Source organism: Acidovorax sp. A1169 (assembly GCF_030704685.1).
In the GTDB taxonomy this organism is placed as follows: domain Bacteria; phylum Pseudomonadota; class Gammaproteobacteria; order Burkholderiales; family Burkholderiaceae_C; genus Acidovorax.
The window spans coordinates 205,611-218,774 of the sequence record NZ_JAUZDX010000005.1; the positions used below are offsets into that span (position 1 = coordinate 205,611).

Annotated in this window: 12 protein-coding genes and 7 tRNA genes; 5 read left to right on the forward strand and 14 right to left on the reverse strand. The window is 67.4% G+C overall.

Features of this window, described 5'->3' with window-relative positions:
- Positions 1-180: 180 nt before the first annotated feature.
- The 3 genes from QYL93_RS11065 (at position 181) to QYL93_RS11075 (ending at position 3,009) form a co-directional block, all read left to right on the forward strand.
- Positions 181-819, forward strand: a complete 639-nt coding sequence (locus QYL93_RS11065; protein ID WP_057199809.1) for a cyclic nucleotide-binding domain-containing protein — start codon at positions 181-183, stop codon at positions 817-819.
- 43 nt (positions 820-862) lie between these two features.
- Positions 863-1,999 (forward strand): PilT/PilU family type 4a pilus ATPase, encoded by a 1,137-nt coding sequence (locus tag QYL93_RS11070; RefSeq protein WP_057199808.1) that lies wholly within the window; start codon positions 863-865, stop codon positions 1,997-1,999.
- Positions 2,000-2,094: 95 nt separating this feature from the next.
- On the forward strand, positions 2,095-3,009 hold the full coding sequence (locus QYL93_RS11075) for an NAD(P)-dependent oxidoreductase (protein WP_305743706.1): 915 nt from the start codon (positions 2,095-2,097) through the stop codon (positions 3,007-3,009).
- Positions 3,010-3,135: 126 nt separating this feature from the next.
- Here QYL93_RS11075 and QYL93_RS11080 read toward each other — a convergent pair whose 3' ends face one another.
- The 3 genes from QYL93_RS11080 to QYL93_RS11090 all read right to left on the reverse strand — a co-directional run bounded on the left by QYL93_RS11080 (position 3,136) and on the right by QYL93_RS11090 (position 4,917).
- Positions 3,136-3,792: a BON domain-containing protein gene (locus tag QYL93_RS11080; protein WP_305743707.1), complete on the reverse strand. Its 657-nt coding sequence runs from the start codon at positions 3,790-3,792 to the stop codon at positions 3,136-3,138.
- Positions 3,789-4,394, reverse strand: a complete 606-nt coding sequence (locus tag QYL93_RS11085) for an SIS domain-containing protein (RefSeq protein ID WP_305743708.1) — start codon at positions 4,392-4,394, stop codon at positions 3,789-3,791. The genes QYL93_RS11080 and QYL93_RS11085 overlap by 4 nt, the downstream gene beginning before the upstream one ends.
- 103 nt (positions 4,395-4,497) lie before the next feature.
- Positions 4,498-4,917 carry a YraN family protein gene (locus QYL93_RS11090; protein WP_305743709.1) on the reverse strand — a complete coding sequence of 140 codons (420 nt, stop codon included), beginning with the start codon at positions 4,915-4,917 and terminating at the stop codon, positions 4,498-4,500.
- Between QYL93_RS11090 and rsmI the strand changes: the two genes are divergently transcribed.
- Positions 4,917-5,837 carry a 16S rRNA (cytidine(1402)-2'-O)-methyltransferase gene (gene rsmI / locus QYL93_RS11095; RefSeq protein ID WP_305743710.1) on the forward strand — a complete coding sequence of 307 codons (921 nt, stop codon included), beginning with the start codon at positions 4,917-4,919 and terminating at the stop codon, positions 5,835-5,837. The two genes, QYL93_RS11090 and rsmI, sit on opposite strands and share 1 nt — an antisense overlap.
- A gap of 9 nt (positions 5,838-5,846) precedes the next feature.
- Here the strand turns inward: rsmI and QYL93_RS11100 are convergent, their stop codons facing one another.
- Both QYL93_RS11100 and QYL93_RS11105 read right to left on the reverse strand, forming a co-directional pair.
- Positions 5,847-7,106: an Hsp70 family protein gene (locus QYL93_RS11100; RefSeq protein WP_305743711.1), complete on the reverse strand. Its 1,260-nt coding sequence runs from the start codon at positions 7,104-7,106 to the stop codon at positions 5,847-5,849.
- Positions 7,107-7,333: 227 nt separating this feature from the next.
- On the reverse strand, positions 7,334-8,224 hold the full coding sequence (locus QYL93_RS11105; RefSeq protein WP_305743810.1) for a LysR family transcriptional regulator: 891 nt from the start codon (positions 8,222-8,224) through the stop codon (positions 7,334-7,336).
- A gap of 196 nt (positions 8,225-8,420) precedes the next feature.
- On the opposite strand from QYL93_RS11105, the gene QYL93_RS11110 reads away from it, so the two are divergent.
- Positions 8,421-9,680, forward strand: a complete 1,260-nt coding sequence (locus QYL93_RS11110) for an MFS transporter (RefSeq protein WP_370876964.1) — start codon at positions 8,421-8,423, stop codon at positions 9,678-9,680.
- Between the two features lie 17 nt (positions 9,681-9,697).
- Here QYL93_RS11110 and QYL93_RS11115 read toward each other — a convergent pair whose 3' ends face one another.
- From QYL93_RS11115 to QYL93_RS11155, 9 genes are all read right to left on the reverse strand, one after another.
- Positions 9,698-10,330: a nitroreductase gene (locus QYL93_RS11115; protein WP_305743712.1), complete on the reverse strand. Its 633-nt coding sequence runs from the start codon at positions 10,328-10,330 to the stop codon at positions 9,698-9,700.
- 336 nt (positions 10,331-10,666) lie between these two features.
- Positions 10,667-10,751: transfer RNA gene (locus tag QYL93_RS11120), tRNA-Leu, on the reverse strand.
- Positions 10,752-10,767: 16 nt separating this feature from the next.
- Positions 10,768-10,841: transfer RNA gene (locus tag QYL93_RS11125), tRNA-His, on the reverse strand.
- Positions 10,842-10,864: 23 nt separating this feature from the next.
- Positions 10,865-10,938 (reverse strand) — tRNA-Cys (locus QYL93_RS11130).
- A gap of 56 nt (positions 10,939-10,994) precedes the next feature.
- Positions 10,995-11,071 (reverse strand) — tRNA-Arg (locus QYL93_RS11135).
- A 5-nt stretch (positions 11,072-11,076) separates the two neighbouring features.
- A tRNA-Asp gene (locus tag QYL93_RS11140) sits at positions 11,077-11,152 on the reverse strand.
- 7 nt (positions 11,153-11,159) lie between these two features.
- Positions 11,160-11,236: transfer RNA gene (locus QYL93_RS11145), tRNA-Leu, on the reverse strand.
- Between the two features lie 1,074 nt (positions 11,237-12,310).
- A tRNA-Phe gene (locus tag QYL93_RS11150) sits at positions 12,311-12,386 on the reverse strand.
- A 57-nt stretch (positions 12,387-12,443) separates the two neighbouring features.
- Complete coding sequence (locus tag QYL93_RS11155; RefSeq protein WP_305743713.1) at positions 12,444-13,124, reverse strand: response regulator; 681 nt, start codon at positions 13,122-13,124, stop codon at positions 12,444-12,446.
- Positions 13,125-13,164 lie beyond the last annotated feature (40 nt).

The following is a 13,164-nucleotide window of genomic DNA, read 5'->3' on the forward strand; positions in this document are numbered from 1 at the left end:
GACGCCGCCAGCGCGGCGGGGCGGCCCTTGCGCGGCGGCCGTTGGCCCGTGCCGCGCCGGTTTCATGCGCTGCGCGAGAACCCGCAGCACAATGGGGCATTCGCAGGCCAGCAAAGGCTGCCATTTCCCCACATTGACAGACGACACGGCGGCGCAGTGCGCCGCACTACGGAGCACACTATGAAAGGCATTCTCGGCCTTCTGCGCATGAAGTCGATCGGCAACAAGCCGGCGGAGGACAACACCGATTCCGTGCTGTTCTCCACGGCCTTTGCCGGCCAGGGGGTGGACGACTCCATGCTGGTGCCCTGGGAGGCCCGCGCCGTGGAGGTGGGGGCCAAGCGCCTGCCCACGAGCCGCGGCGGCAAGCTGCTGCAGGGGCTGTGGGCCAAGGACAAGTACATGGCTCACCTGGACAAGGACGCCGTGGAGCGCATGGAGCGCTTTTTCGAGTTTGCCGCCATCCCCTCCAACCGCGACGTGATCCGCCAGGACGAGTACGGCAACTTCATGGTGGTGCTGCTCACCGGCACCATTGCCGTGGACCGCGTACAGCCCTGGGGCGAGCACCTGCGCCTGGCCGAGACCCGGCCCGGTGACATCCTGGGCGAAATGTCGCTGCTGGACAGCGGTATCCGCTTTTCGGCCTGCACCACGCTCACCGACTGCGAGATCGCCGTGCTGAGCGCCGAAGCCATGGACGACATGATGACCAAGGACCCCCAGCTCGCCGCCAGCCTGATTGCGCTGCTGGCCCGCAAACTGTCGTTGCGCCTGCGCGTGGTGAGTGCCCGCCTGAGCGACAACAACCAGAAATGACAATGACCGTCCGGCAGACCAGGACCCCAAGGGAGAAACTCTGATGGAACGCGATCAGGCCAGTAAATTCATCAACGACCTGCTCAAGCTGATGGTCAGCCGCAACGGCAGCGACTTGTTCATCACGGCAGAGTTTCCACCGGCCATCAAGGTCGATGGCAAGGTGACCAAGGTGTCGCCGCAGCCGCTCACGCCCAACCACACGCTCACGCTGGCGCGTGCCGTCATGAGCGACAAGCAGGTGGCCGACTTCGAGCGCACCAAGGAATGCAATTTTGCGATCTCGCCCGCAGGCATCGGCCGCTTCCGGGTGAATGCCTTCATCCAGCAGGGCAAGGTCGGCATGGTGATGCGGACGATTCCACTCACGCTGCCCACCATCGACGGCCTGGGCGTGCCCCAGGTGCTCAAGGAAGTGACCATGGCCAAGCGCGGCCTGTGCATCCTGGTGGGTGCCACGGGCTCGGGCAAGTCGACCACGCTGGCCGCCATGGTGGACTGGCGCAACGAGAACTCGTTCGGCCACATCATCACGGTGGAGGACCCGGTCGAGTTCGTGCACCCGCACAAGAACTGCGTGGTGACGCAGCGCGAGGTGGGCCTGGATACCGACAGCTGGGAAGCCGCGCTCAAGAACACGCTGCGCCAGGCGCCCGACGTGATCCTGATGGGCGAAATCCGCGACCGCGAAACCATGGAGCATGCCGTGGCGTTTGCCGAGACCGGCCACCTGTGCCTGGCCACGCTGCACGCCAACAGTGCCAACCAGGCGCTGGACCGCATCATCAACTTCTTCCCCGAAGAACGCCGCGCGCAGCTGCTGATGGACCTGTCGCTGAACCTGCGCGCCATGGTGTCGCAGCGCTTGATCCCCAAGCAGGACGGCAAGGGCCGCGCTGCGGCCGTGGAGATCATGCTCAACACGCCGCTGATCTCGGACCTGATCTTCAAGGGCGATGTCTCCGAGATCAAGGAGATCATGAAGAAGAGCCGCAACCTGGGCATGCAGACCTTTGACCAGGCGCTGTTCGATGCCTACGAGGCCAACGTCATCAGCTACGAAGACGCCTTGCGCAACGCCGACTCGCTCAACGACCTGCGCCTGCAGATCAAGCTCAACAGCCAGCGCGCCAAGTCTCCCGACCTGGCCCAGGGCACTGAGCATTTCGCGATCGTCTGATTACCCGCCCAATAACAAGTACCCGAGCAGAACCACACACACTCTCGCCCGCCCATGAGGGCGGGCTTTTTTTTGACCCCTTACGGACCCAACCCATGCCAAGCACCAACCCCCGCAGCTACGACGCCACCCCTTCGCGCAAGGTCGCCTTCCTGGGCCTGGGCGTCATGGGCTACCCCATGGCAGGCCACCTGGCGCTGGCCGGCCACGCAGTCACCGTGTACAACCGCACGGCCGCCAAGTCGGCCGCCTGGTGCGAGGAGTTCGCCGGCAGCAAGGCACCACGCCAGGCGGCCACGCCCCGCGAGGCGGCCGCAGGCGCCGACATCGTGTTCTGCTGCGTGGGCAATGACGATGACCTGCGCTCCGTCACCCTGGGTGCCGACGGCGCCTTCGCGGGCATGCAGGCCGGCGCCATCTTCGTGGACCACACCACGGCATCGGCCGAGGTGGCGCGCGAGCTGTACGCCGCGGCGCAGGCTGCGGGCCTGCAGTTCGTCGATGCACCGGTATCCGGCGGTCAGGCGGGTGCGCAGAACGGTTTGCTCACCGTGATGTGCGGTGGCGATGCCGCAGCCTTCGAGGCCGCCCAGCCTGTGGCCATGGCCTTTGCGCGGGCTTTCACGCTGCTGGGCGCCAGCGGCTCGGGCCAGCTGGCCAAGATGGTCAACCAGATCTGCATCGCCGGGCTGGTGCAGGGCCTGTCCGAAGCTGTGGCCTTTGGCCAGAATGCGGGCCTGGACATGAAGCAGGTGCTGGACGTGATCGGCAAGGGCGCAGCGCAGAGCTGGCAGATGGACAACCGCGGCAAGACCATGGTCGACGGCAAATTCGACTTCGGCTTTGCCGTGGACTGGATGCGCAAGGACCTGGGCCTGGTGCTCGACGAAGCCCGGCGCAATGGCTCGCGCGTGCCCGTCACCGCGCTGGTGGACCAGTTCTATGCCGACGTGCAGGGCATGGGCGGCAACCGTTGGGACACCTCCAGCCTGGTCAAGCGGCTGAAATAGGCTCCCCCCTGAGGCGCTTCGCGCCATCCCCCTGAGGGGGGACGCCCCCGGTGCGGCGGGGCGGCCCTTGCACGGGGGCACTGGCTTGGGCAGTGCCAGTTTCAAATGCCATGCCCCAAACCGAGGTCAGAGCGAGCGGGCGGGAGCGGTGTCGGTGGTGACCGGCGCAGGTGTCGGCGCGTTGCGGCGCAGCTCTTCTTCGGTGACGATCTCGAACACGCGCACGACTTTGCTCACGCCGCTCACGCCGCGGGAGATCTCGGTGGCGCGGCCGGCTTCGCGCTGGGTGACGCGGCCCATCAGGTAGACGATGTTGCGTTCGGTCACCACCTTGAAGGCGTTGGCCGAGATGTCGGCCGCATCCACGAAGCTGGCGCGCACCTTGCCGGTGATCACGGTGTCGTTGGAGCGCTGGCCCAGCGAGGTATTGGGCAGCACGGCCAGGTCATTGACCACCGAGCGCACGTTCTCCACGCCGGTCACGATGCGCTCGACGGTCTCGCGGTCCTGGGCACTGGCCACTTCACCGGTCAGCAAGGCCTGGCGGTTGTAGCTGGTCACGTTCACGTGGGCGCGGTCGCCCAGCGCCTCGCGGATGCGGTTGGCGGCGCGCAGCTCGATGCCTTCATCCTCGACCTGGGTGCCCGTCGTGCGGCGGTCCACGGCCATCATGCTGCCCACCACGGCGCCCCCCACGATCAGCGGGGCGCAGGCCGACAGGCCGGCTGCCAGGGCGGCAGCGGCCAGGGCCGTGCAGAGGGTACGGTTCACGGTTTGCTTCATAGCGGTATCTCCTGTTCACCAAGTAACTGGGCGTCCACGCCGTCGCACAGGCAGTGCAGCACCAGGGCGTGGACTTCGCGCACGCGGGCGGCGCGGTCATGCGGCACGCAGACCAGCACATCGGTCTCGCGCAGCACGGCCGCCAGTTGCCCGCCGGTGCGGCCGGTGAGCACCACCACCGTCATGTCGCGCTCGTGCGCCGCTTCGGTCGCTGCCAGCAGGTTGGCGTCGTTGCCGCTGACCGACAGGACCAGCAGCAGGTCACCCGCCTGGCCCAATGCCCTCACCTGGCGGGCAAACTGCTGCGCCCCCACGTCCTGGGCGCCGGGTAGCCCGGCTGTCAGCAGGGTGCTGTCGGCCGTGAGGGCCAGGGCGGCCAGCTCGGGGCGTTCGCGCTCGAAGCCCGCGACGCAGAAGGCGGCGAACTGCTGCGCCTCGGCCGCCGAGGGGCCATTGCCGCAGCCCAGCACCTTGCCGCCGCTGGTCACGCAGGCCAGGATGGCCTGCACTGCCGCCGCGATGGGGGTGCTCAGGGTCTGGGCCGACTGGTATTTCAGATCGGCACTGTCGATGAAGTGCTGTTGGATGCGTTGCTCAAGCATGGATGCCCGATGATACCCGCCGCGTGTTACCGCTTTTGCCGCAAATTTTGTAGCAAAGGGTTTAGGCTGCACAGGGCATTGCCCCTGATCACGAACCCGATGCTCATTGTGAGTCGAAAGCCGCCTTGAGCCATTGCACCTTCAGCTCCTCCACCAGCACCACATCGAAGCGGCAGGGCGGCGGAGAAGCCAGGCGCATCAGGTAAAACCGCGCCGCCAGCACGATGCGCTGCTGCTTGACGGCGCCGATGCTCGCCCCGGCCCCACCAAAGGCCTGGCTGGCACGGCTGCGCACCTCCACGAACACGGTCGTGCCATCGCGCTCGCGCATCACCAGATCGATCTCGCCCCCGCCGCGCCCAGGCGTCCGATAATTGCGCTCAAGCAGTTGCAGGCCGGCAGACTGCAGATGCGCCAGGGCGCGGTCTTCCGCCGCGTTGCCTTGCGCCCGCGTGGTGCTCCCGCCGGTGGCGGGCGCCGGCTCTGCAACGGCCTGCTTTCGTCCAAACCCAAGGAATTTCATTGAGCGCCTCTTTCGCTTCCGCCCTTGATGCCGCACGCGATGCGGCGGCTGCGCAGCATTATCCGCAAGGGGCTCTGTATGTGGTGGCCACGCCCATCGGCAACCTGGCCGATGTCACGCTGCGGGCCCTGCACGTGCTGCAGATGGCCGACACCGTGGCCTGCGAGGATACGCGCCACACCCAGTCGCTGCTGCGCGCCTACGGCATCGACAAGAACACCTCGCAGCTGCTGGCCGTGCACCAGCACAACGAGGCCGAGGCCGCGCAGAACGTGGTGCAGCGCCTGCAGCAGGGCCAGCGCGTGGCCTATGTGAGCGACGCCGGCACCCCGGGCGTGAGCGACCCGGGTGCCCGCCTGGTGGCTGCCGTGCAGGCGGCGGGCCTGCGCGCCCTGCCCCTGCCCGGGGCCAGCAGCATCACCACGGCGCTGAGCGTGGCGGGCGCCGTGGCGCACAGCGCCGAGCATGGCGGTTTCGTGTTTGTGGGCTTTCTGCCGGTGAAGAACGCCGAGCGCGCCAGCACCATCGCCCAACTGGCCGGCGAGCCGCGCTGCGTGGTGCTGCTGGAAGCACCCCACCGCATCGGCGAGCTGGCGCAGGCCCTTGCGGTGCTGGGCGAGCGCACCGTGACCCTGGCACGCGAGCTGACCAAGCAGTTCGAAGAGGTGGTGACCCAGCCCGCGCAGGCGCTCACCGCCTGGCTGGAGGGGGCGCCCCAGCGCTCGCGTGGCGAATTCGTGGTGCTGCTGCACCCGGTGCCCGTGGCCGCCGATGATGGCGAGAGTCTGCGCGTGCTGCGCCTGCTGCTGGCTGAACTGCCGCTGAAGACGGCGGTGCGCCTGGCTGCGGAAATCACCGGCACCTCGCGCAACGTGCTCTACGACACGGCGCTCACCTGGAAAAAGGGCGAGGAAGGCTGAACCGAAGCTTCAGCGGCCCGACACCGCCAGCCCTGCGGCCACGCCACCGAACAGGTCGCCTTCGATCTGCGGCGTTGCAGGAAACGCCTGGCGCAACGCCTCGCGCAGCGGCCGCAATGCCGATGAGCCCCCGGTGAGGTAGATCGCATCGGGCCCGCGCGGTGCCAGGCCCGCGAGCTGCACGCACTCCTGCGCGCAGGCCACCACCTGCTCAAGCGGCGAGGCCAGGTGCTGCGACAGCCCTTCGGGCGTGATGGCCGAAGCCAGCGCGGGCTCGATCCAGTCCAGCGCCATGGGTGCCGATGCATCCGACAGCGAGGCGGCGATCTTGGCCTGCTCCACCGTGTTGGCCATGCGGTGGCCCAGGCGTTCGTTGAGCACCGTCATCAGCCGCGCGTGGAGGCGCTGGTCGGCATAGTCGGTGCGCAGGTTCTGCGCGTCGCGCAGCGCGCGCGGCGCGTACAGCCACTGGATCAGGTGCCAGGTCGACAGATCGAAGAACACGCGGTTGGGCACTTCGCGCCCGGTCGGCCCAAGGTGGCGAAAGCCCAGCATGGGCATCAGCAGCTCCAAGCTCAGGCGCCGGTCGAAGTCGGTGCCGCCCACGTGCACGCCGGTCGTGGCCAGCACGTCGGCAGCGCGGTCGTTGCCCAGCGCCAGGCGCTCGGGCCCCAGGCGCACCACGGTGAAGTCCGAAGTACCGCCACCGATGTCCACCACCAGCACCAGCGACTCGTGGCTGATGCGCTGCTCGTAGTCGAGCGCTGCGGCAATCGGCTCGAACTGGAAGGACACGTTCTCAAAGCCGGCATCGAGCGCCGCCTTGCGCAGCGAATCCTCGGCCTGCTGGTCGCGCGCCGGGTCGTCATCCACGAAGTGCACGGGCCGCCCCATCATCACCTGTCCGGGCATGGCGCCCAGCGCCTCGGTCGCCTTTTTGGCCAGCATGCGCAGGAACAGGCCGATGATGTCCTGGTAGCTCATGAGCTGGTTGTGCACGGCCGTCTTGTCCTGCAGCAGCGCACTGCCCAGCAGGCTCTTGAGCGAGCGCATGAGCCGCCCCTCGGTGCCCGCAAGGTACTGGCCCACGGCATCGCGGCCAAAGTGCGTGCGGTGGTCCTCGGCGTTGAAGAACAGCGCTGTGGGCAAGGTGACGCCCTCCCCTTCCAGCGCGATCATGCGCGCGGGCGAGCGCCCCTGGCGCACCGCCATGGCCGAGTTCGAGGTGCCAAAGTCAATGCCGAGCGTGGTGTCCTTCAGGAGGGGCATGGGAGAGTCTGCAAAAGAGAAGGGGAAGCAAGGCGCAAGCCAGGGCTGGACCCCGGGAATGCACCGGGTGGAAATGCGGGAGCACAAGGCTCCTTCGGCCCACCACGTGAGAGGGAAGGGCCCCTTGAACGCCCAGGAGGCTGCGCCAGCGCAAGGGGAGCGGGATTGTGCCACGGCCCAGGCGGCCCCAGGGCACGGAGTGCATTCGTCCCTGCCAGGCCCGATGATCACGCCTGAGGCGGCGAGGTGATCATGGCCGGCACAGCCTCCCGCATGGTCGAAACGAAACGCAGCAGCCGCGATGGGTAGAAGCTGGAGTACGGATAGGTCAGGTACACCGGCAGCGGTGCCGGTTGCCACGGGGGCGCCAGGTGAACCAGCCGCCCCTCGGCCACGTCCTGCGCCATCAGCCATGCCGAACCTGCGCAGGCGCCAAGTCCCTGCCTGGCCGCGCTGCGCAGGGCATACAGGCTGTCGGTGCTGATGCGCGGGCGCAGGGCGATGCGGCGCGTTTCCCCGGTGGCGCTGTGGGTCAGCGCCAGCTCGTTGCGGTAGTAGGTGTGCAGCGCCAGCCAGGGCAATGCCGCCAGGCCTTCGGGATCCGTGGGCACGCCCGCGCCCAGCAGCGCCGGGGTGCCGACCACGATGCGCGGCACCTCGGCCAGGCGGATGGCCACCACCGCCGGGTCGGCCGGTTCGCCAACCTGGATGGCGCAGTCGATGCCCGCACCGATGAAATCGCGCACATCGTCCTGCAGGAGCCATTCCACCGACACGCGCGGGTGTGCGCGCAGAAACTGCGCCAGCGGCCCGACGAACATTTCCTGCCCGAAGGCATGCGGCATGGCCACGCGCAGCGTTCCCTCAGGCTCCTCCTGCGCGCCGCGCAGGTCGGCCTCGAAGGAAGCCCAGCTCGCCAGCAACTCTTTGGCCCGTTGGTAACAGCGCTCCCCGTCCACCGTGAGGCGCATGGTGTGCGTGGAGCGCTGCAGCAGGCGCACCCCCAGCGACTGCTCCAGCGCCTGCAGGCGGCGGCTCACCGTGGGCTGGGTGGCTTGCATCTGCGCTGCCGCAGCCGATAGGCTGCCGGCCTCGACGATGCGCACGAAGGTCTCCATCAGTTGCAGGCGGTTGCCCAGCGCACTGGCGCTGCCCGCCTGGGGCAGCGGGCCGGCGGACCGTGGGCCCGAGGGTTCGAACACAGCGTCTTTGGTCATGCAATCAACGTATATCCAATGTGCAAAGCATCCTACTACCAAGAGCGCCACCTGAGGATCACACTCGGGTCCAAGGTCTTCACCAAGGGTTAACACCATGTCTCTCATGCAAAAAACGGATGCCATTGGCGGTATCTCCCCCGGCAGCCACAGCCCGATGGCCGACACGCCCGCAATTGCGGCCCCCCTGGTGCTGCTGCTCGCGGCCGGTGCCGGCCTGGGCGTGGCCTCGCTCTACTACAGCCAGCCCATGCTGGGTGTGCTGGGGGCGGATATCGGGGCATCGGACCAGGCCGTGGGCTGGGTGCCGACGCTCACCCAGCTCGGCTACGCGCTGGGCATCCTGCTGCTGGCGCCGCTGGGGGACCGGTTCGACCGGCGCAGCATCATCCTGGCCAAGGCCGCCGCACTGGTGGCGGCCTTGCTGCTGGCCGCCCTGGCGCCGACCATCGGCGTGCTGCTGGCCGCCAGCCTGGCGATCGGCATCACCGCCACCCTGGCACAGGACATCGTGCCCGCCGCAGCTGCGCTGGCGCCTGCCGCACACCGGGGCAAGGTGGTGGGCACGGTGATGACCGGGCTGCTGCTGGGCATTTTGCTGTCACGCGTGGTCAGCGGCTTCGTGGCCGAGCATTTCAGCTGGCGAGGCATGTTCGTGGCGGCAGCCGCCAGCATGGCCGCCATCGGCATCGCCGCCTGGCGCGGCCTGCCGCGCTTCAGCCCGACCACGCAGTTGCCTTACGGCCAACTGCTGGCATCGCTGGCCACGCTGTGGCAGCGCCATGGCAGCCTGCGGCGCGCGGCACTGGCGCAAGGCCTGCTCTCGGTGGGCTTCAGCGCGTTCTGGTCCACACTGGCGGTGATGCTGCATGGCGCCCCCTTCCACCTGGGCAGCACCGCAGCAGGCGCCTTCGGCCTGGCCGGGGCGGCCGGCGCGCTGGCGGCGCCGCTGGCGGGCCGTCTGGCCGACCGCCGGGGGGCGGGGCTCGTTACCCGCCTAGGGGCTGGCTTGGCCGCCCTGTCCTTTGCGGCGATGGCGCTGGCGCCTTGGCTGTCCCCCACCGCCCAGCTGTGCCTGCTGGTGGCCGCTGCCATCGGCTTCGATCTGGGTGTGCAGGCCGCGCTGATCGCGCACCAGACCCTAGTCTACAGCATCGACCCGGGCGCCCGCAGCCGGCTCAATGCCGTGCTGATGACCGGCATGTTCATCGGCATGGCCGCCGGCGCCGCCCTGGGCAGCCTGCTGCTGGCGCAGTGGGGCTGGATGGGCGTGACGCTGCTGGCCGTGTCGGCCAGCCTGGCCGCCCTGGCCGTGCGGATGGGAGGGTCGGCCCAGCCGGCAGGCGCCACCGTCTGAAGCACGCAGGCCTCGGCTTATTCCACGGGTCCCAGGCCCGGCGGCGCCCATTCACGCACGAACTCGCCCGCATCCAGGCGATCGGGCGGCGGTAGCCGGTCCTTGGGCGTGCCCATGTACAGAAAGCCCAGCAGGCGGTCGCTGGCGCCCAGGCCGAGCGCGGCCTTCACGCGCTCGTCATGCGAGTTCGCGCCCGTGGCCCAGAAGCCCCCAAAACCCAGGATGTGCAGCGCGTTGAGCATGTTCATCACCGCAGCACCGGTGGCCAGCACCTGCTCGCCTTCGGGCACCTTGTGCGGCACCTTCACATGGGCGACCAGGGCCACGAGCATCGGCGCCGCCATGGCCTTGCCGCGAAAGCGCTCACCATCGTCGTAGGGGTCGCGCGCCCGGGCCGCCCGCGCGAACACCTGGCCCAGCGCTGCGCGCGCATCGCCGCGCAAGACAACGAAACGCCAGGGCCGCAGCTGCTCATGGTCGGGCGCGCGCATGGCGGCGGCGAAGACCAGGTCCAGCGCGGCGGCATCGGGCGCCGGCTCGACCAACGGCCACGGTGAATGCCGGGTGAGCAGCAGGTCCATGGCATGGCGCTGCGCGAGCGACAACAGCGGGTGGGACAGGGCCAGGGTGGAGGGGTCGGCGACAGACATGGTGACCTTTGCGATCGGGCGAAGAAGACACTCCGGCACTGGGATACAGGCAGGCAGCGATGGCAGCGGAAACCGGCGGCGGGCGACCTGGAGCCTTGCAGCAGCACTTGCTGCCACATCGCGCAGGTGTGCACGCAGACGGTTGGTTCAGGGGGCTGGCTGGCAGCGCTCGATGGGGTGCGAAATTCACCTCCTGGCGCGGCAGGGTGCCATCGTTCGCCGGAGTGGATGGTTGATTGATTGATTCAGCGAACGGCTGCCATCGTAGACCAGGGCCGTACAAGCCGCCCGGCGGCCTCGTTTTCACCGGACTCCGTGAGGTATGTCCGAGGTGGATGGTCTCTCCAGTCCGATTCGAACGGACATGTCCGAAGGCGCCAGGGTTTGAGGCTGGTGCGTCTGCCAGTTGCGCCATGGAGAGAGGCAAGGGGAATGAATGGGGTGCACGAACGGAATCGAACCGTCGTCGGCGGGATCACAACCCGCAGCTCTGCCATTGAGCTACGCGCACCACGAAAAGGGACACAAAAATGATGGAGGTGCGGACCGGATTCAAACCGGTGTCTGCGGATTTGCAATCCGCTGCATGGTCGCTTTGCTACCGCACCCAAGAGCCTGCTTACGATCTTTTCGGAGCCCTGAAAGATCGTAAACAGGCTCTAGATGGCCCCACGTGCACGACTCGAACGTGCAACCCCCTGCTTCGTAGGCAGGTGCTCTGATCCATTGAGCTAACGCGGGAAAATTGGCGTTCCGCAGGGGAGTCGAACCCCTGGCTTCCTCCTAGACAGGGAGGCACTCTGGCCACTGAGTTAGCGGAACAATCAATTGGTGCCCCAGGGGAGAGTCGAACTCCCAGAATCTTGCTTCTAAGGCAAGCACGTATGCCGGTTCCGTCACCGGGGCTTGATAAAAAGAGAAATCCTCCATTTCGGTTGTGCCCTCACGCGATGGGCAACGCGCGGCCGGCGCGCGCCCCGTCTACATCGCTGCACAAAGGTGATTCCAGTCCCCTGCACATCCCGCCAGGCCGTCCACGCGGCTGCTTGCTGGCGGTGTGGTGAAGACACACCCGAAATGGAGCGGACCGTCGGGCCAGATCCCGGGGTCCACACAATGGGGTCGCAGTGCCGATTCCAGTGTTCAGCAGGGCCCCACGGCAAATTTTTAATGAACGGTGCGCCGCAGCACGATCACTGCGGAGTGGATGGGGGCGGCTTGCCGCCCGGTTGAAAACAAAGAGGCCCGAAACCTTGCGGTGTCCGGGCCTCTGCGAAGAGAGCTTGGGAGGTGCGCGCCTATGCGCCCCCTCCACCCGGTAGCCACGGATCCCGATGGCCATGCCCACACAAATGCGCAGCCAGGCACGGCAGCTTGCGCAGGGCAGAACTCAGGGCGACGCGCACGAGCGCCCGGCCCGCTGCGGGTCGGTTGCTGATGGGGGTGGCTGCTGCGTTCACGTTCAATCCTGGTGAATAGGTCAATCGGCGGAAATCGGGTGCGGTCGAAACCGCGATGAATCCGACTGTAAAGAGTCTTTACTTTGCAGTCAACCACTTCATGGAAAAATCTTTGTGCCCGGTTCGATGCGGCTCCCCCACCCTGCCCAACGGCGGCCCACCGCGCACTCAGGGCAACTGCAGTCCACGGGGTCGCGATGCAGGGGCCATCGGCCCATGGCAACCTTGGGGTGCCGGCGCAGGCATAAGAGAAGTGGCTCAGGGCTTGCGCAGTGGTGGCAATGGAGGCAACGACGGCGGGGAACGCGGTTGACGAAATCAACGGCCACTGAAGGGGGCCCGCGTCGCCGTCAAGGTGGCTGACTGGCCGCTGACCCCATGGCAGGCGCTATTGATTTGCATCACGCCTGACCCTGAGTGCCCAGGTGGTGGCGCTGCCCCAACCCGCTCTGCGAAGAGGACAGGCGCGTCAAAGCAAAACGCCCCAGAACCCGATAGGGCGCTGGGGCGCATGCATATTTGGTGGCCTGGGGCGGAATCGAACCACCGACACAAGGATTTTCAATCCTCTGCTCTACCGACTGAGCTACCGGGCCTGAGCCTCAAATTATAGCCAGAAAATTGGCCCTGAAAAAATTGGAGGCAAATTTTTTTCACGCACGCTTGCCACGGCCCAGGTCCACACCCAGCTGACGCAGCTTGCGGTACAGGTGGGTGCGCTCCAGACCGGTCTTTTCGGCCACGCGGGTCATCGATCCGCCTTCGCGGGCGAGGTGGAACTCGAAGTAGGCTTTTTCGAAACCGTCGCGCGCTTCACGCAGCGGGCGGTCCAGGTCGAACCCCTGGTGCGAATGCGGGCCGGCCTCCACGCCGGACAGGGCCGTGATCACAGGCACCTGGGTGAAGGGCGCATCGGCCGGCGCTGCCGCCGGGGCCTGCACGGCCGCCACGGGGGCGGCATGGTGGGCGGCGTTGCGCGCCAGGCCCTGCTCCACCGCCTTGAGCAGCTTTTGCAGGGTGATGGGCTTTTCAAGGAACGAGAAGGCACCGATGCGGGTGGCTTCCACCGCCGTGTCGATAGTGGCGTGGCCGCTCATCATGATGACGGGCATGGTCAGCACGCCGCCCGTGGCCCACTCCTTGAGCAGCGATACGCCGTCGGTATCGGGCATCCAGATGTCGAGCAGCACCAGGTCGTAGCTGCTGCCGGCACGTGCTGCACGGGCCTGGGTCGCGTTTTCGGCGAGGTCCACGCTGTGGCCTTCGTCGTTCAGGATTTCCGACAGCAGGTCGCGAATGCCGAGCTCATCGTCGACCACCAGAATGTTTGCCATGTGTGTTGAAGCGCCTTGGGAGGTACTGCGGGGGGCGTTG